The organism is Streptomyces sp. NPDC005808 (assembly GCF_042871385.1).
GTDB lineage: Bacteria > Actinomycetota > Actinomycetes > Streptomycetales > Streptomycetaceae > Streptomyces.
Genome location: NZ_JBIAIK010000004.1, coordinates 380,080 through 404,484, shown reverse-complemented (window position 1 = coordinate 404,484; position 24,405 = coordinate 380,080). Strand labels below are relative to the sequence as shown.

The 24,405-nt window shown below is 68.8% G+C and carries 19 protein-coding genes, 1 tRNA gene and 2 pseudogenes; 7 read left to right on the top strand and 15 right to left on the bottom strand.

Going from position 1 to position 24,405, the window contains the following annotated elements; all coding sequences use genetic code 11:
* Positions 1-48: 48 nt before the first annotated feature.
* The 11 genes and pseudogenes from ACFYPC_RS12250 to ACFYPC_RS12200 form a co-directional block, all read right to left on the bottom strand.
* Entirely contained in the window at positions 49-864 is an 816-nt protein-coding gene (locus ACFYPC_RS12250; RefSeq protein WP_388674097.1) for a YhjD/YihY/BrkB family envelope integrity protein, read from the bottom strand.
* A 245-nt stretch (positions 865-1,109) separates the two neighbouring features.
* Positions 1,110-1,772 (bottom strand): HdeD family acid-resistance protein, encoded by a 663-nt coding sequence (locus ACFYPC_RS12245; protein WP_388674095.1) that lies wholly within the window; start codon positions 1,770-1,772, stop codon positions 1,110-1,112.
* Between the two features lie 248 nt (positions 1,773-2,020).
* Entirely contained in the window at positions 2,021-2,218 is a 198-nt protein-coding gene (locus ACFYPC_RS12240) for a hypothetical protein (RefSeq protein WP_388674333.1), read from the bottom strand.
* A gap of 137 nt (positions 2,219-2,355) precedes the next feature.
* Positions 2,356-2,883, bottom strand: a complete 528-nt coding sequence (locus ACFYPC_RS12235; protein ID WP_388674093.1) for a hypothetical protein — start codon at positions 2,881-2,883, stop codon at positions 2,356-2,358.
* Positions 2,884-3,540: 657 nt separating this feature from the next.
* Positions 3,541-6,228, bottom strand: coding sequence for a LuxR C-terminal-related transcriptional regulator (locus ACFYPC_RS12230; protein WP_388674091.1), 2,688 nt, complete (start codon positions 6,226-6,228; stop codon positions 3,541-3,543).
* 67 nt (positions 6,229-6,295) lie between these two features.
* Positions 6,296-7,732, bottom strand: coding sequence for a DUF2252 domain-containing protein (locus ACFYPC_RS12225; RefSeq protein ID WP_388674089.1), 1,437 nt, complete (start codon positions 7,730-7,732; stop codon positions 6,296-6,298).
* An 84-nt stretch (positions 7,733-7,816) separates the two neighbouring features.
* Positions 7,817-8,228, bottom strand: a pseudogene (locus ACFYPC_RS12220) (hypothetical protein).
* A 111-nt stretch (positions 8,229-8,339) separates the two neighbouring features.
* Positions 8,340-9,716: an MFS transporter gene (locus ACFYPC_RS12215; RefSeq protein WP_388674331.1), complete on the bottom strand. Its 1,377-nt coding sequence runs from the start codon at positions 9,714-9,716 to the stop codon at positions 8,340-8,342.
* Between the two features lie 31 nt (positions 9,717-9,747).
* Positions 9,748-11,583 (bottom strand): glycoside hydrolase family 15 protein, encoded by a 1,836-nt coding sequence (locus tag ACFYPC_RS12210; protein ID WP_388674087.1) that lies wholly within the window; start codon positions 11,581-11,583, stop codon positions 9,748-9,750.
* A 707-nt stretch (positions 11,584-12,290) separates the two neighbouring features.
* A complete protein-coding gene (locus ACFYPC_RS12205) occupies positions 12,291-12,683 on the bottom strand; it encodes a type II toxin-antitoxin system VapC family toxin (protein ID WP_388674085.1) in 393 nt (130 codons plus the stop codon).
* Positions 12,683-12,916 carry a hypothetical protein gene (locus tag ACFYPC_RS12200; RefSeq protein WP_388674083.1) on the bottom strand — a complete coding sequence of 78 codons (234 nt, stop codon included), beginning with the start codon at positions 12,914-12,916 and terminating at the stop codon, positions 12,683-12,685. Before ACFYPC_RS12200 ends, ACFYPC_RS12205 begins: the two co-directional genes overlap by 1 nt.
* Before the next feature lie 1,287 nt (positions 12,917-14,203).
* Here ACFYPC_RS12200 and ACFYPC_RS12195 point away from each other — a divergent pair.
* The 3 genes from ACFYPC_RS12195 to ACFYPC_RS12185 all read left to right on the top strand — a co-directional run bounded on the left by ACFYPC_RS12195 (position 14,204) and on the right by ACFYPC_RS12185 (position 17,425).
* Positions 14,204-15,463 carry an ice-binding family protein gene (locus tag ACFYPC_RS12195; protein ID WP_388674081.1) on the top strand — a complete coding sequence of 420 codons (1,260 nt, stop codon included), beginning with the start codon at positions 14,204-14,206 and terminating at the stop codon, positions 15,461-15,463.
* 266 nt (positions 15,464-15,729) lie between these two features.
* A complete protein-coding gene (locus tag ACFYPC_RS12190; protein ID WP_388674079.1) occupies positions 15,730-16,329 on the top strand; it encodes a DUF5819 family protein in 600 nt (199 codons plus the stop codon).
* Positions 16,319-17,425, top strand: coding sequence for an HTTM domain-containing protein (locus ACFYPC_RS12185; RefSeq protein WP_388674077.1), 1,107 nt, complete (start codon positions 16,319-16,321; stop codon positions 17,423-17,425). The genes ACFYPC_RS12190 and ACFYPC_RS12185 overlap by 11 nt, the downstream gene beginning before the upstream one ends.
* An 89-nt stretch (positions 17,426-17,514) precedes the next feature.
* On the opposite strand, the gene ACFYPC_RS12180 is transcribed toward ACFYPC_RS12185, so the two are convergent.
* Positions 17,515-17,588: transfer RNA gene (locus ACFYPC_RS12180), tRNA-Gly, on the bottom strand.
* A gap of 496 nt (positions 17,589-18,084) precedes the next feature.
* Between ACFYPC_RS12180 and dcd the strand changes: the two genes are divergently transcribed.
* Both dcd and ACFYPC_RS12170 read left to right on the top strand, forming a co-directional pair.
* Positions 18,085-18,660, top strand: coding sequence for a dCTP deaminase (dcd, locus tag ACFYPC_RS12175; protein WP_365272465.1), 576 nt, complete (start codon positions 18,085-18,087; stop codon positions 18,658-18,660).
* A gap of 11 nt (positions 18,661-18,671) precedes the next feature.
* Entirely contained in the window at positions 18,672-19,181 is a 510-nt protein-coding gene (locus tag ACFYPC_RS12170) for a phosphoribosyltransferase (RefSeq protein ID WP_388674329.1), read from the top strand.
* A 465-nt stretch (positions 19,182-19,646) separates the two neighbouring features.
* Here ACFYPC_RS12170 and ACFYPC_RS12165 read toward each other — a convergent pair whose 3' ends face one another.
* The 3 genes from ACFYPC_RS12165 to ACFYPC_RS12155 form a co-directional block, all read right to left on the bottom strand.
* On the bottom strand, positions 19,647-20,270 hold the full coding sequence (locus ACFYPC_RS12165) for a hypothetical protein (RefSeq protein WP_388674075.1): 624 nt from the start codon (positions 20,268-20,270) through the stop codon (positions 19,647-19,649).
* Between the two features lie 507 nt (positions 20,271-20,777).
* Entirely contained in the window at positions 20,778-21,803 is a 1,026-nt protein-coding gene (locus ACFYPC_RS12160; RefSeq protein WP_388674073.1) for a Yip1 family protein, read from the bottom strand.
* A 125-nt stretch (positions 21,804-21,928) separates the two neighbouring features.
* Positions 21,929-23,254, bottom strand: coding sequence for an FG-GAP repeat domain-containing protein (locus ACFYPC_RS12155; RefSeq protein WP_388674071.1), 1,326 nt, complete (start codon positions 23,252-23,254; stop codon positions 21,929-21,931).
* A gap of 337 nt (positions 23,255-23,591) precedes the next feature.
* On the opposite strand from ACFYPC_RS12155, the pseudogene ACFYPC_RS12150 reads away from it, so the two are divergent.
* Positions 23,592-23,756, top strand: a pseudogene (locus tag ACFYPC_RS12150) (ISL3 family transposase); the annotation flags it as partial.
* A 43-nt stretch (positions 23,757-23,799) separates the two neighbouring features.
* Positions 23,800-24,387, top strand: coding sequence for an SMI1/KNR4 family protein (locus tag ACFYPC_RS12145; protein WP_388674069.1), 588 nt, complete (start codon positions 23,800-23,802; stop codon positions 24,385-24,387).
* The last annotated feature ends 18 nt before the right edge of the window (positions 24,388-24,405 follow it).

Sequence of the window (24,405 nt, the reverse complement as noted above, 5' to 3'; positions counted from 1 at the left end):
ATCCTGCGGGCGGCCCCGGCACTCGAGGGACGCGCTCCAGCGGCAGGATCAGGGTTCGGCCCGCGTACGGCGGGGTGCGGCGGCTGTCCGGTACCAGTCGGAGGAGGCGACGTACTCGCCGAAAGCGAGGCCCGAGACCGCCACCAGGAACACGGCGATCAACCAGGACAGGAAAGTGAAGACCGGCCCCAGCGGTCCGAACTCCTGGAGGCTGCGCTCCATGGCCGTAGGCACGAAAAGACCGGCGGCCCAGCTCAGTACGACCGTGCCCACGCCCGCCAGCAGCGCTCCCGGGAGCAGGTTCCGCCAGCCGATCCTGCCGCCCAGCAGCAGATGCTGGGTCCACCACCACAGCAGCGTCGAGGACAGGAGTGCCAGCACCCGTCCGGTCACCGCGCCGACTCCCGGTCCGTCGCGCAGCGGCGCCTGGACCAGGAGGACGCCCAGCCAGACGAGCAGCCAGAGCAGCCAGCGCCAGACCGCGGCCCGCACCGGTGAGCGGGGCAGGTGCCAGCACCGCTCGCAGACCGCCTGAAGCGCCCGGCTGAACGCCGTGGCGGACACCAGTGTCACCACTACGCCCACGGTTCCGGCGGCGTCTCGTGGTGTGCCGGTGGCCGAGAAGGTACGGCGTACCTCGTCGAGCGTGTCGCCCCGCACCCCCAGAACGGCACGGACGGAGTCGGCCAGCAGCTCCTGCACCCCTTCGGGGGCGAACGCCGCGACGGTCATCAGCAGCGGGAGCGCGGTGAGGAAGGCTTGCGCGGCCAGCCGCACAGAGCCCTCCACGACGTTGAGCGCCGACAGGCGGGTAAGCAGCCGGGCCACCGGACCGGACCGCAGGCCCGCCAGGGCCCGCTCCACCACCCTGTGTCTGAGGGGCGCGGGGGCGGGGTTGGGTGTCCTGGCCATGGCTCACGGGACCGAGTCCAGACAGACCCTTCGGACCATGAACAGCACGACGTCGGCCGGGTTCATGAATGCTCCTTTCCGTGGGTGGACCGCCCCGGCTGCGCCGGTCGCCGCCCGGGTCGGCCGGGTCGGCCGGGTCGGCCGGGTACGGAGGCGGCCGCACGGTCCGGTGCGCCCGTCGGAGTGGCGGTGCGGTGTCAGACTCTCCCGACGGGGGCGTCCGGCCCCGTGGGGCGCGTCCTTCGCAGCGCGGCCCGCCACGCGAGGGCGACCGCCGCCTCGGCCAGACCGAGCAGGACGAGCCACAGGCCGAGCAGCCGGGCCAGGGCGCGGGCCGACTCCGCCGGCAGGGCGAGCACCACGATTCCCGCGACGATGCCGAGCACCGCGGCGCCCAGGACGACACCGCGGTGCGGCAGGTCCTTGGCGGCGATGGCCGTGTAGAGGGTGAGGATGCCGGAAACGAGCCAGACGACGCCGACGATCAGCGAGAGTGAGGCGATGGTCTGCAGCGGGTTCCGCAGGCACAGGACCCCGGCCAGGACGTACAGCACGGCCAGGAGCAGCCCCGGGAGCCGTTCACCGTGCTCCTCCCGGCCGAAGACGGCCACGAACCGGAACACCCCGGTCGCCAGCAGGTACAGCCCGATGAGGACTGCCAGGACGTGCAGGGTTTCGTCCGGCCAGACCAGCGCCAGGACGCCCGGCACCACCGTCGCGACCGCCGAGCCCAGGATCCAGGTCCACGACCGGCCCAGTTGCGCCAGCACGTCCGAAGGATCACTCACCGGGCGGGGGGCCGCCCCGGCGGCAGGGGGTTCTGGTCCGGTGGACGGCGCCCGATCACGCGACGTGGTCATGGCTCCTCCTCGCGTGATCGAGTGGGTCGCTCCCGAACCGCCGACAGGGCGGCGTCTGGGGGAACGGTGTGCCTGACCGCTCCAGGGTCACGCCGGTCACCGGGTGCCGGGCTCACCTACTACGGGTGATCCGCCGGCGCCGCCGTGGCGGTGAGGCGGGAATCTCCGGGCGCCTGTCCCACGGCCTTGCGATGAACCGGCGCTGTTCCTGGCGCTCTTCGACCCGGCACCCACACCGCCCGGTCCTCTTACTCCGGCAGCTGCCTCATCTCCACGACACGCAGTCCCAGGGACTGGCAGCGTGTCAGGAGCCCGTACAGGTGCGCTTCGTCCACGACAGGACCGAACAGGACGGTCTGTCCGGACATCACCACGTGGCCCAGCTCCGGGAACGCTTTGGCCAGCGTTTCCGACAGGTGTCCCTCGACTCGGATCTCGTAGCGCACGAGCTGTCCTCCCATGGACCGCCTGGGACAGGCGGACGGCGCTCTTCCCTGCGATCGTGCGCCTCCGTGCTCCTTCGGGCCTCACCCGGTACAGGTGACCGTCCGCCGGCCACGAACGGGACGGATGAGCCCCCTACTCAATGCGTCAGAACGATCTTGAAGGAGATGATCAGCAGGCCCAGCAGCAGGTTGACCGATGCAGTGGTGGCCAGAAGCCGCCGCGAAGCACCGGCGCGGCGCGCCGCGGCCACGGACCAGCCCACCTGTCCGGCCACGGCGACGGAGACAGCCAGCCAGACGGCACCTCGCACGTCGAGGCCCAGGAGCGGGCTGACGGCCACCGCGACGGCCGGCGGGACGGCGGCCTTGACGATCGGCCACTCGTCACGGCAGACGTCCAGTACGACCCGGCGGTCCAGAGCCTGTTGCGCCAGGCGGGCCCCGAACAGCTGGGCGTGCACGTGCGCGATCCAGAACACCAGGCCGGTGAGCAACAGGAGCAGCACCAGCTCGGTGCGCGGGAAGGAGCCCAGGGAACCGGCGCCGATCACCACGGAGGCCGCGAGCATGGATCCGTAGACACCGCCCGTGTAGTTCGCGTGGGTGCGGCGCTCGGCACGGCGCTCCCCGCGGGCCGTGGCCGGGCCGGTCCTGGTTCTGGACAACGGTGACTCCCTCCGGACTCGGCGCGGCGGCGCATGCCTCGCCGCTCCTCCCATCGCATCCGAAGCACGTCCCCCGTGCCTCACCCGTCACGGGGGAAGGGCGGCACGAAAGGAGAGAGAGCCGATCATCTGTCCCGATTACGGAGATTTACGGTAGATACGATCTGTGCCGCACCGGGAGAATCCGGAAACCGCGGGTTCCCGCAAGGAGCCCTCCCCTGAACGGTCGCTGCTGGCGTCGGCCGTCACCGATCCGGGGCGCCCTCCCCGAACTCCTCGCCGACTTCGCCGTCCGCCGTATCGGTCCGGCCGTGCCCGAAGCGGTCGCCTCGCTTCGGCGGAACCACCCCACCGCCACTGAGGCCGAGCTCCGGGTCCGGGTGATCGTTCGCGGCCGTCGGGCCGTCGGGCCGTCGGACCGTCGTATCGGAGGGATCTTTCGTGGGGCGGCCCGTTCCTCGTCCTCGTTCCCGTCGCGTTCTGCACGGCGCGCATCGCCGGGAGCCGCCGGCCGGTCCTCGGCATCACACTGGCCACGGCGTCCGCCGCGGTCGGCGCACTCTGGTACCGGCGCCGTCACCGGCGCCTGTGACGTGTGTCCTTGTGCGAGCCGGAGCGCGGGCGCCTGAGCAACCCCCTGCTCTCACCGACGCGCGTTCACAGCAGCCGGAGGTCGCGCGCGCGGCGCACCGCGTCGCCTCGCCGGTTCACCGCCAGCTTCCGGTAGACGCTCTTGAGGTGGGTCTTCACCGTGTTCACCGACACGTAGAGGTCGGCTGCGACCTCCTCCGTCGACATCATCCGGGCCAGCCGCTCCAGGACGTCGCGCTCGCGTCCGCTCAGCTCCACCGCGACGAGCGGCGGGGGCAGCGCCTCCGGCCGGGGTCGCCCACCGTGTCGCGGCGTGCCGGGCGTGAGCCAGCCCGCCGCCAGCTCGTGGAGCGGAGCCGTGGCCAGGAGAGGCCGCAGCCACGCTCCCGCATCGAGGAACGGACGCCGCAGCCGCTCCCGCCGAGCGTCGAGGAGCGCGTGTGCCACCAGCCTGCGGGCCGTGGCGGTGTCTCCCGCCCCCTCCGCGACCTGAGCCCTCACCAGCGCTGCCCGCACGGTCACCGCCGGCCCGGCGCGGACCCCGCCGTGGATGTTGTCGAGCAGGTCGATGGCCGCCCCGGTACGGCCCGCGGCGAGCTGGATCGCCGCGGCCTCCACGGCACACGCCGGCTGGTCGGCGGACACACCCTGGAGCACCTCGGCCGCTGTCTCCGGCCGCCCTTCGGCCAGGTGGGCGGCGGAGGCGACGAGGGCTTCATGGCTGGTCGCCCAGGGTGAGGCCACGGCGGCGGAGACGTCCGGGTCAGCCGCCTCCACGGCGGCTCGTGGCTTGCCGCCGGCCAACAGCAGGCGAGCTGTGGCCAGGGCCCGTCCCGCCGCCGACACCGGGTCATGTGTCCCTGGCGGCAGCTGGGCCGCCTCGTCGAGGAGGGCTTGGGCCCGGCCCAGCTCATGGCGGTCGACGGCCACGGCGGCGAGGACCATCCGTCCGATGCCGGAGCCGGACGGCTGGGGAAGGCCGACCCGCTCCATCTCGGACCCCGCCGCCAGGGCCTTGCGCTCCGCTCGGCCCGGCCAGCCGTTCAGATAGTCGAGCAGGGCCAGGTGCTCCATGGAGTCCTCTCGGGGCAGCACGGTGGAGGCTCCGCCGGGAGCGGCGGCCGCCGCGGTCAGGGCATCGCGCGCGTCCTCGAAACGCCCGGCCCACAGGCGGGCCGAGCCCAGATGGGTCAGCAGGAGAGCGGTGAGTTCAGGATGCTTCTCCAGGAGGTGCGCCGGGACCTCCTGCCGTAGGTCGTCGGCCGCTTCGGCGGCCCTTTCGGCCTGTGGGGGACAGCCGGTCAGCCGGGCGGCCAGTGCCTCCAGCAGAGCACAGCTCAATTGGGCGGCTGCCAGGTCGGGCGCGTCCTCGGCCAGACGCTCCTCGGCGAGGCGCAGACGTGCCAGACCATGATCGAGGTCGTGCCGGGACAGGTCACGGGCGGCGCGTACGACGTCCGTCGCGGGGCTTCGGGCGTCGGACCCCATGTGGGAGAACAACCCGGTCAGGTCGTCCGAGCGCAGGCCGGTGAAGAGCTGCCCGATCGCCAGGTCGTCGATGAGGGCACCGGCGGCGAAATCCCAGTCGCCCGCGGCGGCGCCGTGGGCGAGTGTCTCCGGCAGGAATCCGTAACGACCCAGCCACCGCGCGGCCCGCCGGTGGAGTTCGGGCTCCAGGCCGGGCAGACGCACGCGCAGATGGGCCCGGAGTATCTCCCGGAACAGCGGGTGGAGCTGGTACGAGGAGTGCCCGAGATGCTCGACGAACGCGTTGTCGCGGTGCAGCCCGGCGAGAATGGGCTCGGCATCGGTCCGCAGGGTCAGCGCGTTGACCAGATCGGGAGAGAAACGCTCCAGGACGCTGACCCGCAGCAGGAGGCCCTGCGTCTCCTCCGGCTGTTGCCTGAGGACCTCGGCCAGCAGGAAGTCCGCGACCGTACTGCGGTCCGCCTCGAACTCCTTCAGGTAGAGCTCCGGGTCGGCGCTGTCCAGAGCGGCCAGGGCGGACAGGCGCAAACCGGCGGCCCAGCCCCGGGTGCGGTCCACCAGGGCGCCCGCGGCGGGAACCGGAAGGCTCAGACCGTGCAGCTCCAGCAGTGTGACGGCCTCCTCGGGGGTGAACGCCAGTTCGGCGGCGCGGATCTCCGTCAGCTCGCCGGCCGCCCGGTAACGGTGCAGCGGCAGCAGCGGTTCGGTGCGGGTGACGAGGACGAGGCGCAGGCCACGCCCGGCGTGGTGCAGGACGAACTCCAGCTGCTCGGTGACCTCCGGATCCGTCACGCGGTCGTACTCGTCGAGCACGAGGACCACGGGCCGGTCGCGATCGTTCAGCTCGGCGGCGAGTGCTGCCAGCAGCTTGCGGTCCACTCCGGACGCGTCCGCGGGGACCCCGACCGCGTCGGATGCCGACGCACCGCCGGCGCGCAGTGCCTGAAGGACGTACGCCCAGAACACCCCGGGACGCCGGTCCCCCGCTTCGACGGTGAGCCAGGCGACAGGCTGCCGCAGTCCGGCGGCCCAGTCGGCGGCCAGCAGGGTTTTGCCGGCTCCGGCCGGGCCGTTGACCAGGGCCAACGGCGTCCCGAGAGCCTGGTCGAGGTGCTGGACGAGCCGCTGCCGCCGCAGGAACGTGGCGGGCCGCGCGGGGAGGGCGAACCGGGTGCGCAGGAAGGGGTCTCCCTGGGGATCCGCCCACGGCACGGCCGGAATGATCGGAACGGTCGTTCCTTGGGCGTTCTCGTAGGTCTCGGCCACGGCGCTCACTACCCCTGTCCGTCAGGGTCACGACCCCTGTCCGCCAGGGTCACGTCACGGGCATGTGTCAGGCTGTCGGCAGCTCCTCCGCGGGTAGCCGGCCCGCGCGCACCGCGTCGACCAGGGCTTGGTGGTCACGCTCGTTCTGGTCGGCGTATGCCTCCGCGAAGGTGGCGAGTGCGCGGTCGAACGAGTCGCCGCTGCCCAGGTATGCGGCGATCGCGATGCGGTCGCCGGACCGCGCGTGCGCACGAGCCAGCGTGAGTCCGCACAGTTCGCCGAACGTCTGCATGTCCTTCGGCTGCATCCTCTCCGGCATGGCGATGCCCTTCCAGTCGCGCAACTGGCGGACGTAGAAGTCGCGTTGCCTGCCGTCGATTCCGTCCACCCGTTCCCAGCCGAGGAAGATGTCGCTCGTGGCCTGCATCAGCCGCTGGCCCGAGACCACCCGCTCGCCCTGGTTGGGGTAGCGGCTGGCGCCGACGTGTGCGGCGAGTACGGAGGTGTCGGCCTCCTTGGCCTGGAGGAAGAGCGGGTCCTGGCCGTCCCGGCCGAGCAGCAGGAAGATCCAGCATCGGGTGCCCACGCTGCCGACGCCGACCACCTTGCGGGCCACGTCCGCCAGTCGGTAGTCCGTCAGGAGCGTACGGCGGTCGGAAGCCAACGTGCCGCCGTACCGTTCGAGCAGGCCGCGGAACCGGCGCTCCAGGGCGCTGCGCTCGACGTCCGGCAGCAGGTCGCCGGCAGGCGTGAGCAGTGGGGGATCCGCCGCGATCCTGGGCCGGCCGTCGACCGTCTCCGTGAGCCTGTCGAAAGCCTGCAGACTGTCGCGGGTGCGGGCCTTCGCCATGGCACGGGTCAGCCTCTTGCGACCGCTCTTCGTTCCGTGGAGTCGGCCTGCGGCCAGGGACTCAAGGCGGTCCGCGTCGATCTTCGCGTACCAGACGTCGAGGTTGCTCATGCCCGCGAAGCGGATCATCGCCTCGCGGTACGAACGGACCGTGGAGCTCACGATGCGGGCGCGCTCCGCGTCGTCGAACCCGTTCGCCCGGCCCGCGATGACAAGACTCGCCGTGAGCCGCTTGACGTCCCACTCCCAGGGGCCCGGCAGTGTCTCGTCGAAGTCGTTGATGTCGAACACCAACTGCCGTTCCGGCGAGGCGAGCAGACGGAAGTTCAACATGTGTGCGTCCCCGCACAGTTGGGCCGTGATCCCCGAGGTCGGGCTGCCGGCCAGATCGTACGCCATGATCGCGGCGGCGCCTCGGTAGAAGCGGAACGGGGCCTCCATCATCCGGCCGTAGCGGATCGGGACGAGTTCGGGCACCCGTGCCGCGGACTGCGCCTCCAGGATCGCCAGCGGGTCCGGCCGGTCGGGAGGCGGCCGGTACTGGGCGTGGCCCGAGCGTGGTGAGCGGCGCCGCGCCTCCTTGCCGAGAGCCATGCGTTCCCCGGGCGTGGTGTGGGGTGCCGCGCGCATCGCCGTGGTCGCGTTCTGGGTCATCACAGACCCTCCTGTCTGAGCCGTGCGAGGGACCGCTGCCGATGTGACTTTCCCCGCCCGCTGTCTGCACTGTCTGCTGACGCGTCACGCCGGTTCTGGGACGAAGGGATGCAACTCGTCGGCTCCGGCCTGTACGACGCCGTAGCTGCTCTCGGGCACCTCGTTCCAGGCACCCGGCAGATCACCGAGGGGCTCGGACACGATGAGGCGGGTCTCGTCGGACACCCCCGGCAGGAACGCCATGTCGGGATGCAGCTCGCGGCGCATGGAGTGGAAGCCGGCGATGGCACCGTTGTGCATACACATCCAGCGGCCGCGCCGGAACGGGTGGCAGTTCGTCTGTCGCACCGCCGTGCCGGTCGACGCCCTTTTCGCCATTCGTCGTCTCGACTCCCAGTCTTGAGTGGAGGCTCTGATCGATCAGCGAGTGGGCCGGTTTGTAGAGGATGGTGTCGAGCAGCAGGGGTGTTCCCGAGCAAGCGAGCCATCGGCACATGAGCGATCACCTGTGTTCCTACCTGCACCCGCGGGAAACGATCCCACCATCCCATTTTCGCCTCCCTCGCCGCGCATCGCATGCGGGCACGGATCGGACGGCCAGGACAGCTCACGTGGGTTCGTGCGACAGAGAAGGAGTGCTGCTCGAAACCAGGCTCCGGGGGAGGAACACCGCGGTGGCGAGGCCGACGAGACCGAGGACCGCCAGTGTGATCATCGCGGCTCCGTAGGCATGGGAGGTGAGGCCGGCGACGAGGATGGTGCCGGCGACCGCGGTGCCCAGTGAGGAACCGAGGTTGGAGACGCTGCGTGACAGCCCGGAGATCTCGCCCTGCTGCTCGTCGGGGAAGCTCGACTGCACCACGTTGACCGATGGGGTCAGACTCAGGCCGAGGCCCAGGCCGATCAGCAGCAGTCCGGGCGCGAAGGCCCAGGCACTCGGAGAGCCGCTTGCCAGGGCCAGCAGGACGCCGACTCCGGCTATCGCCACGACGAAGCCCGTCACGATGAGGGTGCGCTGTGCCCACCGCCTCGCCAGGCGTGCGGCGGCCAGTGACGACACGAGCAGGCCGAGCGTGGCGGCCGTGAAGATCACGCCGGTCTGGATCGCGTCGTATCCGCGGACGACCTGGAGATAGGTCGCGACGACGAACGACGTCCCCATCAGCAGGAGCCACTGGATGTTCTGCGTGACGAGACCGAGATTGGAGGTGCGGTTGCGGAACAGGCTCGTCGACAGGAGTGGCTCTCCGCCGGTCCGCTCCTTGGCGCGTACCGACCGGAAGAACCAGAGCAGCACGAGTGCACCGAGGGCGATCAGGCCGGTCATCAGCCAGATGTTGTTGTCGGCCGCCAGGATCCCCGTGACGACGAGGATGAGACCGACGGCCGAGAGGATCGCTCCGGCGGTGTCGAAGGGTCGTGCGGGATCCGGTGGCAGGGGGTCCTTGATCCGGCGGCTCAGGATGATGATCAATGCGATCACCAGGGCCTGGAACACGAAGGCTGCCCGCCAGTTGATGGCGGACGTGATGAGTCCCCCGATCAGCGGCCCTGCGGCGGCGCCGATGCCTCCCAGCGCCATGACGGCCCCGAACGCGCGGGCACGGGAGGTCACTTCCGTGAAGAGGAGCGTCGTGAGGATGTAGACGGGCGGGATGAGCAGCGCCGTGCCGACGCCTTCGAGGATCGAGTTGCCGAGGATGAGGACGCCCAGGCCCGGGGCGGCGGCGCTCAGCAAGGCGCCGACGCCGTACACGGCGAGACCGGCCAGGAAGCACCGCTTGCGGCCGTAGCGGTCGGTCAGCTTGCCGCCGGGAATCATCAGCGCCGCCATGACCAGGAGAAAGATCGTGATCGCGACCTGCACTCCTTGCACGGTCGTGTCCAGGTCCTCGCTGATGTCGTTGATCATCACGTTCATGTTCGAACCGGCGAAGCTGCAGATGAACTGGGCCAGGGCGAGTGGGGCCAGCACGGCGCGCATAGCACCCGGCGGGTATGCGGAGGTATCGGCTTCAGCCACCGGCGCCGTTCCCTTCTGCCTTGTCGAGCTGCTCGTCGAGGGCGATGGCCGCGGCGAGCAACGCGAGGTGCGTGAACGCCTGGGGGAAGTTGCCCAGTTGTTCACCCGACGGGCCGATCTCCTCGGCGAACAGGCCGACGTGGTTGGCGTAGGTCAGCATCTTGTCGAAGGCGTATCTCGCCTCCTGCAGCCTGCCGGCGCGGGCCAGTGCCTCGATGTAGAGGAAGCTGCACAGGTTGAAGGTTCCCTCGGAGCCGCGCAGCCCGTCCGGGGAGGCTTCGGGGTTGTAGCGGTAGACCAGGCTGTCGCTGACCAGTTCCTGGTCCATCGCTTCGAGGGTGCTGAGCCAGGACGGGTCGGTCGGGGAGAGGAAGCCGACCTTGGGAATGAGCAGGAGCGAGGCGTCCAGGACGTCGGTCGCGTAGTGCTGGACGAACGCCTGCCGCTTCGCACTCCAGCCGCGTTCGACGACCTGTTTGAAGACCGTGTCGCGGACCTCCGTCCAGCGGCCGACGTCGGCCGGGCGGGAGAAGGCAGTGGCCAGACGGATGCCCCGGTCGAAGGCGACCCACGTCATGAGACGGCTGTAGGTGAACTCCTGCTGGCCTCCACGGGTCTCCCAGATGCCTTCGTCGGGCCGGTCCCAGTGGTCGGCGAGCCAGTCCAGGACGTCGGCGAACGCCTTCCAGCCCCTGATGTCGCCCATGTCCCGCGTCTGGGCCAGGGCGTCCGCCATCTCACCGTAGATGTCGAGCTGGATCTGGTCGGCCGCCGCGTTGCCCGCTCGCACGGGCGCGGATCCTGCGTAGCCCTCAAGGTGGTCCAGGAGCTCCTCGGTCAGGTAGGGATCGCCGTCGATCCGGTACATGATCTGCAGCGGCTCGCCCGAGGCGGTGCCGCCGGCGGCGACGCGTTCGCGCAGCCAGCGGCGGAAGGCAGCGGCCTCGTCGACGAACCCGAGGTCCGTCATGGCCCTGACCGAAAGGGAGGCGTCGCGTATCCATGTGAACCGGTAGTCCCAGTTGCGCTCACCGCCGATCTGCTCCGGCAGCCCCATGGTCAGTGCGGCGATCGGCGCGCCCGTGGGTGCGTAGGTGAGCAGCTTGAGGGTGATCGCCGAACGGTTGACGATGTCGCGCCAGCGGCCTCGGTAGGAGCTGGTGCGGAGCCATGTGTGCCAGAAGGTGCGACAGGACTCCAGTTCTTCGGTGATCTCGTCCAACGACGGCAGGGGCGGAAGCGGCCCGTCGTTCGCGTTGGTCAACACCACGGCGGCGATGTCTCCGGCGGCGAGGGTGCAGCGGGCGGTGATGTCTTCGGCGTCGGGCTGGATGACGAAGGGGCCCATGGTCTGCAGATACAGCTTCGTGTCCGGACCATGGAAGGTCACCGACTTGTCGTCGACCCGCTCAAGGGTGTGCGGAGCGCGCCCGTAGTCGAACCGCGGGCGGCAGACCAGGTCGAAGTCGAGGCTGCCCCGCACCACACGCACCACCCTCACCAGGCGATGCCGGTCAGTCGATGTGGTGTCCAGGGGGGACATGAAGTCGGCGACCTCACCGACGCCCTCGGGCCCCATGAACCGGGTGACCAGGACGGCCGTGTCCGTCAGGTAGAGCTGACGTACCGCGGCCCCGTCCTTCGGAGCGAGATCTGCGGAAAGCCGGCAGTAGCCCCCTCGCTCACTGTCGAGGAGGGACGCGAACACGCTGGGCGAGTCGAACCGAGGCGTACACCACCAGTCGATCGTCCCCTCGGACGAGACCAGCGCGGCAGTCTGAAGGTCGCCGACCATCCCGTGATCGGCTATGGGCGGGTAAGCGTTCATGGAAGGCTCCCTCGCGCGATGAGGGCCAGCTCGTTCAGCGGCTTGCCGACCCCTGTTCCGGTCTTCGCCCGCAACAGCCCATGAGTGCCTGGGTGCCCGCGGGTTCCCGGCTGCCACTGTGGTCCCTCTGTCTCAAGCGTGCGCCGCAGCTGAGCTCACCGCACTCCGAGCAGGCAGGCCGTTGGAGAAGCGTCGGGCAGCACACTTCCGAGCAGCGACAGGCAGCCGACGACACCGGCTCCTCGACTTCCGGCTCCGGCTCCGGCTCCAGCTCCGGCTCCGGCCCCAGGTCCGGCTCCGGCTCGGCCGAGGCCACGGTCCGCCGCTCCAGCAACAGCTCGAAAGCATCGGGCGCAGACATCGTGATGTCGGGCACGGCACACATGAATTGGCCTGGAAAACAACAACCCCCAGGCCGCTGACCTGGGGGCAAACTCTGGAGCGGGTGACGAGAATCGAACTCGCACTCTCAGCTTGGGAAGCGATGGCGCTCCGTCGCCGAATGCCGCGCCGACCTGCGGTAACGCGGTGCCAGGTGCCGCGGTCGGGTCGGGATTGCACCTTTGATGACCGCTGTTGCCCGCCTGAAGGGCACGGGTGGGGCACGCGGTGGAAACGAGATGGGTGCAGGCGCCTTCAGGGACGTCGACTGTCGATCCACTGAGGGCAAGTTGAGTGGTGGTGTCCTGCTTGGCTTGGGCGATGTCTCAGGCAGGCATGTCGACCGTCAGTCCAGCTGCTTGGGCGGCATCGGCCAGTCGTTTGTCGTACGTGACGAAGGAGGTGATCTGGGAGCGAATGCGAAGAGCCGTAGCCAGGTGGATGGCGTCCAGGCTTCGCACGGTCGCTGGTTTTACGGTCTGGGCCAAGATGCGAACTCCGGAGTCCAGCTCCACCAACTCGATCAGGTCGAGGACCGGGTGGAGCCGGGCGACGGCTTCCGGGGCGTAGCGAGCGAGGGCCCGCGATGACTCGATCTCCACCAGCACCGAACTCGTCCATCCGGTCTCCACCCGTTCGTCGAGCCAGTTGCGCAATGCCTGCGACTCGGACTCGGCGTGGACAAGTTTCACGACGGCGGCCGAGTCGAGATAGATCATCAGCGCTCGTCCTCGCGGCCGCGGGCGATCTCCGCAGCGATGTCGATGCCGTCCGGTTCGCCAAGTGGCATCCGCAGGACGGCGCGACGCATCGCGGAAGCCCGCTCTTTGCGCAGGGCGGCTTCGAGCACAGCTCGGCGGATGGCCGCCGAGCGTGAGCTGCCGTCATTGGTGAGAACGTCCAGAGCGTGCTCGGTGTCCGAGTCGCTGCGAATCGTGATGGTGTCAGCCATGCAACCACTGTAAGACGATGCGTCTTACGTGGCAAGTCGGGGCCTGTCGTCCCCTCTGTAGCGCGGGGCAGTGCCATTCGACCCGTCGGGGGACGGCAGGCTGAGGGCTTTCAACGGCGACCGCCGCGATGTGCGCAACGAAACAGCAGGTCAGCGGCGCACTTCTGCAACGGAAGTGGCGAGTGCGTGGTACTCGGCGAGACCTCGTGCCCTCCGTGTGCCCGATCTCGGGGTGCCTTGTGCGCCGGAAAGCGCGAGAAAGGGCGCGTCACGCAAAAGCCCCAGGCCACTCACCTGGGGCTTCAAAAAGAGCGGGTGGCGAGAATCGAACTCGCACTCTCAGCTTGGGAAGCGACGGCGCCTGCCGAGCTGGATAGCTTCTGACCTCGGCATATGTGCTCTGATGCGGCGCCCAGGAGCGCGGGATCGCACCTCTGTCGACCGTGGTTCACCGGTCTGAAGGGCACGCTATGGGCACGCCGTCGTCTCGGAGGCGTGACGGGCCACTCTGGGTGGCCGGCGAGCGGCCGAGCCCTGGAAGCGGGCGCCGGCCGGAAGGGCGCCATTGCACAAGCACACGGTGGAGGGTTTGGCGACGGCCGGGCAAACTCTGGGCGGAGGTGGCCTGGAAGGACTCCCGTCGGCGGATTAACTCGTCGGGGATGCCACGCGCCAATTGGCTGTAACGCAGGCTGTAACGCAGGCGGTGACGGCAATGGCTCCGGCGCGAACACGCCGGAGCCACCCTTCCGGGCGGTTGCACGTGAGAGTGAACCAACCCGCAGACAATAATACTGCGGATAGCACAGCTCGGGGATATTCCGAGCGATGCGTCGACCGCGTACTTTCCTTCGGTCCGCCAGGCACGGAATATCGGATGCGGCGACTCGTCCGTGCCGGGTGGGTCACGCGCGGCCGGTCTTTCGCGATCAGGCCCTCGTGCATCAGATAAGTGCAGGCGGTGGCCGGATCCTCGCACAGGTCCACAAGATCACGAAGTGGACCGGACTCCACCGACACCCACCGAAACGGCTGCCTTCTGTGGGGGCATGAGTGATCTTCTCGCAGTGGCCTTCCGTCTCGCCGACCATGCCGGGCGGTCGCACCTGGCGAGGATTATGGATTTACAACCACGCGGCCCATTAAGCTTTTCTATGCATTTTTCAGTACTCCTCGCGGAAAGAATCCGTCGGCACACTCCTGAGTAATATGCCAGCGTCAGAAACGGGCGATTCTGTGCGACCGGGAACCGCCAAGACCATCCGCTTTAAAGGAGTTGGCCCCTCGATGACGCTGAATATCCCTGAAGCGCCCCTACGGCGCACCATGTCGGTGTGGCTCGCGGCGGTAACGGCCGTGGTGATCGCCGCTGTCGTCCTCGCGATGACGCCGACAAGCGCAAGCGCCGTTGCCACACCTGTGCCGCTGGGTACGGCGACCAGCTTTGCCGTACTGGCCGGTTCCCAGGTCACCAACACCGGGCCCTCGTCGATCACCGGTGATCTCGGAGTGTCGCCGGGTACGGCCATCACCGGATTCCCGCCCGGCACGGTGAACGGTGCCCAGCACTCCGCGGACGCGGTGGCGCTCCAGGCCAAGAGCGACCTGGTCACGGGGTACAACAACGCCGCCGGACAAGCGCCGGACGTCACCTACCCCACCGCTCCCGACCCCGTGGAGCTCGGCGGCAGGACGCTGGATCCGGGCGTCTACAAGGCACCCATCTCCGCGGGTATCACCGGCACGCTCACCCTCGACGCACACGGCGATCCCAATGCCGTATGGGTCTTCCAGATCGGTTCGACCCTGACGACGGCGTCCGGCAGCAACGTGTCGCTCGTCAACGGCGCCTCACCGTGCAACGTGTACTGGCAGATCGGCAGTTCGGCCACGCTCGGCACCAACTCCACGTTCGTGGGCACCATCATGGCCCAGGAGTCGATCACCGTCACGACGGGAACAACCATCGCCGGCCGGGCGCTGGCCCGTACCGGCGCGGTGACGCTGGACAACAACACGATCAACCGCGGTACGTGTGCCGCCGGCGGAACCACCGGTGGTCTGATCACGGGTGGTGTGGTGGCCGGTGCCACGTCGGGCGGCGCCACGGCGGGCACGACGGGGAGCACCACGGTCGGCGTCATCGGCGGTGTGCCGACGGGTGGCGGAACGGGCGGTCTTCTTGGCGGTGTCCTGACGTCGGGTGGAACCACCGGCGGCGTGCTGGGTGGTGTCATCGCGGGCGCTACCACAAGCGGTACGACGGGCGGTACGAGCGGCACCACGGGCGGTACGAGCGGCACCACGGGTGGTACGAACGGTGGTGCGACAGGCGGCTCGACCGGTGGAAACGGCCATCACGATCACGGCCACAAGCCCGGCGGCCACGGCCACGGCGGGAAGCCCGGCGACCACGATCACGGCGGGAAGCCCGATGAGCACGGCGGTTATGGCGGCAATGGCGGGCATCAAGGCAAGCCCGACAAGCCCCACAAACCCGAGGGCTACGGCAACGATCACGAAGGCCACTCCAAGAAAGCTGCCTAGCTCCCCTTGAGCCGGCAGGACGAGCGGCGCGCGACGGATCGTTGTCGATTCCGTCGCGCGCCGTTGGCGAAATCTCAGGAGAAACAGTGAGAGAAGCCAGAATGGAAAGCCCAGACGGGGACGTGCTCGGCGGCATCGAAACGGCGGACGTCGACGAACCGGACCAGAGCCGGGATCGGGGTGACGACCGGGGTGACGACCGGAGAGGGGGCCGGACAACCCATCCGCGCCAAGGGCTTTCGAAGCCTCCGCCCATTCTCCTGAAGGTGGGAACGAGCGCAGCTGTGGCCCTGTGCCTGGCGACAGCCCTGGTCCACGTTCTCCTGGTGTTTCTGCACGTGGCACCCCCGAACCCCCTCTCCCGGCAGTACAGCCGGCAGGTCAACGCCTGGGTCTTCCCCCTGTTCGAACAGAACTGGCGGCTCTTCGCCCCGGATCCGGAGTCGGTCAACCGGCAGATCTCGGCCAGGACTATGCACACCACTCCGGACGGCCGGGTGCGGGTGAGCGGCTGGTTCGATCTGAGCGGCGTCGACAACGCGGCGGTGAGGCACGACGTCTTCCCGAGTCACACCGCGCAGAACATGCTGCGGCGGGCCTGGAGTTCGTACCTCGAAACCCATGGTGGTGACGACCGGCCTCGCTCGGAGCGGGCGCTGATGATGCAGAAGTACCTGACCGACATCGCGGCGGACCGCATCACCGACCGTCGCGGCGGCACTTTCGAGTCCGTCCAGCTGCGGGTGATCACCGTGCCCATCGCCGCGCCGGCCGAGGGGCCCGGCCCCGGCTCGTCCGCAGCCGCGCCGAAAGCTGTCGAAACCCGGTATCTGCCCTGGTGGAAGGTGACCTCCCGTGGAAACTGAGCAGACACTCGCTCCGCGCCGCGTACCGGAGAAGATCGATGCGTTTCTCACCGTCCTGACCGAGCGCCCGATCTCCCTGTACGCCGCGGCCGTTCTGCGCATCGGCTACGGACTCCTCTACCTCGTCTTCCTCCTGCGGGAGTTCCCGCACCGCGACGAGATCTGGGGGCCCGGGTCACCGTGGACGCCCGAGCTGGCCAGGCAGCTGTTCGACCAGACCGGGTGGTTGAGCATCCTCACCCTGTCCGACAGCCGGCCCTACTTCGAGACCTGCTACGCGCTGGCCCTCGTCACGTCCGCACTGTTCATGCTGGGCTGGCGGACGAGAGCGGTGTCCGTGCTGTTCGCGGTCGTGGTGGCGTCGTTCCACGCCAGGGCGATCTTCATGACCGACGGAGGAGACAACCTCATCCTCCTGATGGCCGTCTACCTCGTCCTCACCGCGTGCGGCCGGCGCTGGTCCCTGGACGCGCGCAGAACCCGGCTCCAGGGCTCCATGGGGAAGGCGGCAAGCAGTTCATCGGCCCCCGATGTCGACGGACTCCGGCACCAACTCGGCTCGTCCCGCCGGACCTTGACGGCCGTGCTGCACAACTGCGGCATGTTCGTCATCGCGGCCCAGGTCTGTTTCCTCTACGGGTCCGCGGGCCTCTACAAGGTGCAGGGCGGCTCCTGGGGCAACGGAACCGCCCTGCACTACGTCCTGAACCTCGACCTGTTCCGCCCATGGCCCGAGCTCTCCCTCATGGCGGACGGGCACGACATGCTGATCGCCGTCGCCTGCTACCTGACAGTGCTGTTGCAGGTCGCGTTCCCGTTCGTCCTGTTCGGACGGCTCAAGTACCCGGTCCTGACCATGCTGCTGGGCATGCACCTGGGCATCGCCGTCCTCATGGGGCTGCCGCTCTTCTCCGGCGCGATGATCATCGCGGACGCCGTGTTCCTGCCGGACCGTTTCTACCGGTCACTGGGACGACTTTGGCAGCGCGTCGGCCGATGGACACACGCCAGAGAGACCGGGGCTCCGTCTCGCGGGGAAAAGGCGCTCGTGCCCCCACAGTCCGCACCGGCAAGCCAGGGCTCCTCGGCGGGGTGATCCGGCAATTCAGGACTACTTCCGTGGCGTGCACGCACATCGGGCTGGACAACAAACAACCCCCGGGTCCATGACCTGGGGGTTCACATTGGAGCGGGTGACGAGAATCGAACTCGCACTCTCAGCTTGGGAAGCTGATGTTCTACCACTAAACTACACCCGCGTAAGACGCCGGTTCGGGCCGGTGTCGAATGCCCGCTCACTCTACCTCATGCCTGGCCCCCGGCGCTGAAGCCGTGGGGCCAGGGTGCGTCTCGGGGGAGGGGATGCGGCTGCGGGGGGCCGGAGTTGGGGCGTACGGTGGGGGCGCGGAAGAGGGTCTGTGCGTGACCGGAGTGCCGCATGGAGGGTCATCCCTTACGTCCCGTAATGTGGGCTTTCGGCGTCAGTCAGACGCGGCTCTTGGGGAAGGGACTCTGAGGACTTGATGGAGCGCACCGTCGTCCGTTGTGCCGAGGGGCACGTGTTCAGTACCGCTTCGTTCCCGATGCAGCAGGCCGAGCGGCTCGGTCCTGGTCGGCTCATCCGGTGTCCGCGCTGTGCGCGGCTCCGGAACGTCGTACCGGTCACGCTCGAGAAGCGGTAGGGAACGGCAGGCCTTGTGTGAGGGCGCGGGGGACTGTGCGCAATTGCAGACAGTCCCCGCGTATCCTCGGGGCGTGCTTCTCTCTGACAAGGACATCCGGGCCGAGATCGATGCCGGACGGGTGCGGATCGATCCGTACGACGAATCCATGGTGCAGCCGTCGAGCGTCGACGTGCGGCTCGACCGCTATTTCCGGGTGTTCGAGAATCACCGCTATCCACACATTGATCCGTCCGTCGAGCAGGCGGATCTGACCCGGCTCGTCGAGCCCGAGGGTGACGAGCCGTTCATCCTGCATCCCGGGGAGTTCGTCCTCGCCAGTACGTACGAGGTCATCTCGTTGCCCGATGATCTCGCTTCGCGGCTCGAGGGCAAGAGCTCGCTCGGGCGGCTCGGGCTCGTGACGCACTCCACCGCGGGGTTCATCGACCCCGGGTTCTCCGGGCACGTCACCCTCGAACTGTCGAACCTCGCGACCCTGCCCATCAAGCTCTGGCCGGGGATGAAGATCGGGCAGCTGTGCTTGTTCCGCCTCAGCTCGCCGGCCGAGTTCCCGTACGGCAGTGAGCGTTACGGGTCGCGCTACCAGGGACAGCGTGGACCGACCGCGTCCCGCTCCTTCCTCAACTTCCATCGGACCCAGGTGTGAGCGACAACAGCATGAGCGGCGTGCGCGAGAACCTCACCTACGAGCGCTTCGGCACCGCCGTCCGCGAGCTCGCCCAGACCATCGCCGACGACGGGTTCGAGCCCGACATCGTGCTGTCCATCGCCCGCGGGGGCGTCTTCGTCGCGGGCGGGCTCGCCTACGCCCTCGACTGCAAGAACATCCACCTCGTGAACGTGGAGTTCTACACGGGCGTCGGAACCACCCTGGAAATGCCCGTCATGCTCGCCCCCGTCCCCAACACCATCGACTTCTCCGACAAAAAGGTCCTGATCACCGACGACGTCGCCGACACCGGCAGGACGCTCAAACTGGTCCACGACTTCTGCGTCGACGCCGTCGCCGAGGTCCGCAGCGCCGTCATCTACGAAAAGCCCCACTCACTGGTGAAGTGCGAGTACGTGTGGAAGCGGACCGAGGAGTGGATCAACTTTCCGTGGAGTGTGCTGCCTCCGGTACTTAGGTCGGGCGAGGCGCCCAAGGAGAACACGGAAGCGCTCTGACGTGGGCTCAGAGCAGGGTCCCGAGGGAGCGCGCTCGTCCGAGGGTGCTTGGTCCAAGCTGGCCACGGCGAACAGCCTGATCACTTTCATCGTGTGTGCGGCATTCGGCGCGTGGGTGATCTTCATCCTCATCGGACTGTTCGTGTTCGCAGGTGGCTGACTGCCTGGAGTGTGTCGCCCCCTGGCACGCAAGTTCGGGGAGCCGAGCACGCCGTCCGAGAAGGCCCTCTGACCTGGGCTGAGCGGTATGCGTGCTGCCGCAGGGCAGTCCGAGAGTTTCTACAGTCCCTCCTACCGCTGCCGTCGACGGACCCGACGGCGACAACACCCCACCGCCCCTCCGGGCGACCGCCGAACTACTGACGGACGACATCAGCGCCGCCACTGCCCACGACCACGTGGGCGGCCTCGTCATCGACGGCCGCACCTACACCTTCACCCTCTGCCGCCCGAGAACCCTCACGTCTACTGGCTCCGTCCCGTAGGAATGGCTGGCACACCTGCGGCTCCTGTCATGGCGAGGGGGGTGATGAGGCCCGCCACTACAGCCTGGACGATGACATCGTTGGCTGCTCGCTCGCTTCCCATGGCGGCAACGTATAGCCGGGTGGGAACGATCAGGAGGATGACCCACCAAGGTGATTGCATCCAACTCAGCGCGGCCGTCAGACCCAGGAGCGCGTAGGCGACGTTCTTGCGGAACTCTGCCTCACCCACCGCTCGGTCGTACTCGTTGAACAAGTCGTAGTTGGCGATCAGCAGTTTGGTCCGGAGCTGACGTGTCTCACCGAGGATGTCTCGTACCGCCAGGTTCACCACGAGGCGCCGGCCCTCCTCGCGCTCCAGCCTCCCCGCGGCGGGAACCTCCGGCTCCGGTGCGGGCACCCGTTCGTGGTCCTGCAGGAAGCTGACCAGGTCGTCGTACGCAAGCTGCGACACGCGAGGCGTGAGGTCCGTCCTGGCGCCCCAGAACCTCGCGGCCTTCGGCGCTTCCCTCGCGTTCACGGTGACTACTCGGACGGCGAGCATGGCGCCGATGAGATAGGCGAGGAAGGCGACGGACGCGAGCACGCCGGCGGGACCTATCAAGCCGCCAAGGCGATACAGGGACGCCCAGACACCCTGAGCCTGCTGTGGCGTCGGGACACGGTCCTCCAGGATCATCCAGAGTGTCAGGAGCCAGATGCATCCCGTCGAGAGCGGCGCTCGGACATCACGAAGGCCCGGCAGCACATTCGCCAGCAAGTTCTCCCCCTGATCCAAGTTGCCGACCCGATGGACAGCAAGCCTTTGGAGCGTTCCGCGTAGCTGAGACGTGAACCCGTCCGATTATCACGATCAGTTGCTGGCATGGGGCCTCTTTGGCCGATGTGCTGGTGGACCGCAGATCCTTGGCCCTGTCTCGAACGCCCGTCATAGGCTCAACGACGCCTGGAGTGTCGAACCGCCCGTGGTGAAGAGGGACGGGCAGGTCCTTGACGCCTGACGATGCCTGACCCGCCTGCGGACGCCCGACCTCGTCTGCATATGAAGAAGGCCCTCGGCAGCGTGCAAACGCCGGGGGCCTTCTCCTACGTAGAAGAGGTACTGGACGTACTAGAACGTGCCCAGCTTGATGATCGACAGGATGGCGATCAGCTGGATTGCCGAGGCGGCGAGCGCCTTCGGCCAGGGGAGGTCGTGGGACTTGCTGACCATGAGGGTCAGGAGGGCGCCCGCGGCCACCCAGGTCGCCCAGCCCAGGAGCTGCACGAAGGAGGCGTCGCCGCCGAAGAACATGGCGACGACCAGGCGCGGGGCGTCCGTGAGGGACATGATCAGCATGGAGAGGCCGACCGTGGGCTGCCAGGCGCCGTCGCCGCCGAGCTGGCGGGCCAGCGTGTGGGTGACCACGCCGAGGACGAACGTGCTGAGCACGATCGCGACGGCCGTCGTCAGGACGATCGGGATCGCGTTCGACAGGGTGGCGTTTATCGCGTCCTCGCGGGCTCCGTCGAAGCCGAAGACGGCGAGCAGGCCGTAGAGGAAGGTGACGATGAGGGCCGGGGCCCACATCGTGTAGTCGCGCATCTGGAGGAAGGTCTGGTTGGGGCGGGCGATGATGCCCTTCAGCAGGTCCTTCCAGTGCAGGCGCGGGCCCACCGGCGGGGCCGGGGCCTGGCCGGCGCGGTACGTGTCGCCCTGGACGTACGGGTCCTCGCCGACCGAGAAGGCCTGGGTGTGTCCGGGCTGGTTCGCCGCGTACGGGTCCGGGCCCTGCTGCGGGTGCCCGTCACCGAAGTACTCCGGCTCGCCGTAGCCCATGCCGCCACTACCGCTACTACCGCCACCGACGTTGGGCTGGGGCCAGCCGCCCTGCTGCCCGCCGTACGGTTGCTGCCCGCCGCCGTACTGCTGCGGCGGCGCGGGTGGGTAGCCGTACGGCGGCCGGCCTCCCTGGGGAGGCTGCGGGGCCTGCTGCCCGTACGGCGGTTGCTGCTGTTGCGGTCGCCCTTGCGGGGCGCGGTTGTCCCGGCCGCGTCCGATCCTGAATCCAGCCACGTTATCGAACGTACCTGGTCCCGGAGAGTGATGTGCCGGGCCCGGCCTTCCCGGCCCGGCTTTGCGGCTGAGCTGTGACATCCCCTAAGGGACACCGAAGGGACACCGAGGGGATCGCCGAGGGGATCGCCGAGGGATCAGGGGGTAGGGAAACGCGAGCGCCCCTGCCGCCAAGTGGGGGAAGGGGCGGAAGTCCACCCGGGGAATCAGGAGTCCGTCTGCAGGAATTCCGACGTGGAGAAAGTGACCGTCGGCTTCTTCGCCACCAGGCCCGCCTTCGCGCCCGGGTACAGCGCGACCGTGTCCTTCGTCTCTCCCGGGTACGTCCGTACCACCAGGTCCGCCAGCCCGTCCCCGGTGAAGTCGGCGACGGTGAGGACGCGGGTGGTGCCCTGGGCGGGCGGCTGGACGGTGACCATGCCCGCCGTGGACGGTCCGGTCGTACGGCCTCGGAGCAGCCGTAGTTCCGAGCCGCTGGCGACGAGTTCGCTCAGGCCGTCCGCGTCGAAGTCGCCGGCGTCGAGCACCGAGCCCGCGGTGGTGAGGCTGGAGCGGGCGGTGCCGGGCAGGTCGTAGCGCAGCGAGGTGCCGCCCATCGCACCGACCGCCGCGTCCAGGGCCTTGCCCTTGCCGAAGTTGCCGAGGGCGACGTCGATGCCGGTGGGCAGGGTGGCGCCGGTGCGGGTGGGGCCCGCCGGGCCGCCGAGGACGATCGCGGACTCGGCAGTGCCTTCCGCCGTACGGACGAGGAGGTCGTCGTAGCCGTCGTCGTTCACGTCGGCGGCGGGACCGGTGGGCACGTTGCCCGGGGAGGCGAGCGGAGCGCCCGCCGCGCGTGGCGCGCCCTTGCGGGTGAACGGGCCGCGCAGATAGCTGAGTTGACCGTTCGAGGCGTGCACGACGAGGTCCGTCGCGCCGTCTCCGTCGAAGTCGCCGGGGACCGGCTGGTCCGGCCAGTCGTTGCCGAAGCGTGCCTGCGCGGGGATGGCGAGCTTCACGGCCTTGCCCGTCAGGCCCGACGGGGAGCCGAAGAGGATCTGGAGGGGTACGGGGGGCATGCCCTGTCCGTTGTACGGCGGGTCCGTGGAGACGACGAGGTCGGTGAAGCCGTCCCCGTCCAGGTCGCCGCTCGCCTCCGCGTCGAAGACGGCGGGGAGCCGGCCGTCGGTGGGGGCGGCCTGGCGGCTGGGGCTGAGGAGTTGACGCGCGCCGGGAGTGAGGCCGCGTGCCGATCCGTACACGATGCCGATGCCCGCGTCGTCGCCGTGGGTGTCGTCCGGGCCCTTGACGAGGTCGTTCAGTACGAGGTCGGGGTGGCCGTCGCCGTTGAAGTCGTCGGCCGCCTCGCTGCCCTTGCCGGACGGGACGGGGAGCTGGGCGGGGGCGTTGGCGACGGCGATGGGGTCGTGGGTGGCGGGCGCGGAGTCGTCGGCGCTTCCCCCCGCGCATCCCGTCAGGAGCAGGGCACATCCGAGCCCCGTGACGGCAGCCGCCGTACGAATCCCGCTCCCGTTTCCTCGCACGTGCACCATCCATCTCGAACACACCGGCGACAACGACCGTCACATGATGGCCCTGTTGCGGCGGGGAGTTAAGGGGCGCGACATGCGGGGTGGGTCACGTCGGGTTCATCTGTGGACTTGGGCTCACCAGGGGATCGGGCCGTGGATGTCGCAGTAGCCCCGGTGGGTCCCTCCCGACCTGGGCCGTGCGGACGATGATCTCGGTGCCCTGTCCGACGGTCTGCGTGCCGGCGTGGCCGTTCAGGTCGGTCGCGGTGGCGAACCGGTTCTGGCTCCCCTTCCGTGAAGCGCACACGGTGAGTGACGGCTGGCGCGCGCAGTCCCCAGCCTCCACACCCTCGCCGCAGGCATCGACCGTGACCGCGACGCCGTCATCGCCGGCCTCACCTTGCCCTGGAGCTCCGGCGTCGTTGAAGGACACGTCAACCGAATCAAGGTGCTCAAGCGCCAGATGTTCGGCCGGGCCGGCTTTGCTCTCCTGCGGAAGAGGGTGGTCCTCCTGGTCAGTTGACTACAGTCACCCATAGGTTGACGGGGACGAGAGAAGATACACCGTGGATCCCCGCATACCCCGCCTGCGTCGCAAGCTGGCAGCGACTCCGTTCCAACCACTTCGCAGCCACTCCTTCGGGGAAGAGCAGCACCAGTTCTGCCTCGGTCCGAAGCTGGCGGAAGCACGCGTCACTGAGTTTGAAGCCGAGCACGACATCGCCCTGCCCGACGCCTATCGGCAGTTCCTCACACACATCGGAGGCTCAGGCGCGTCGCCGTTCTACGGCCTCCTGCCGCTGGAGCGGTGTTCCCTGCTGGTCATGAATCCGCGCGGAGAACCAGGGTCACCCCGCGGCTTCGAAGGCGCAGGACCCGGGGACCACGAAGGCGATCTCTTCCTCCACGTCATTGAGATGGGCTGCACCGACGTATGCCTCATCGCAGTGACCGGTCCCCTCACCGGCCGCGTCCTGACTGGCAACAGCGACGGGTTTTGGGGCCCCAACGTCTCCTCCGCCATCGACTTCCTCGACTGGTATGAACGTTGGCTCAACCACATGAGCGCCGGACGTGACAATCGGGCCCTCGAACTCACTTCACCTCGACTCCGTGCCCATCCAGACCGTTATCGCATGGCCCCGAAGGTCTGACTCGCCGTGACTACTTCA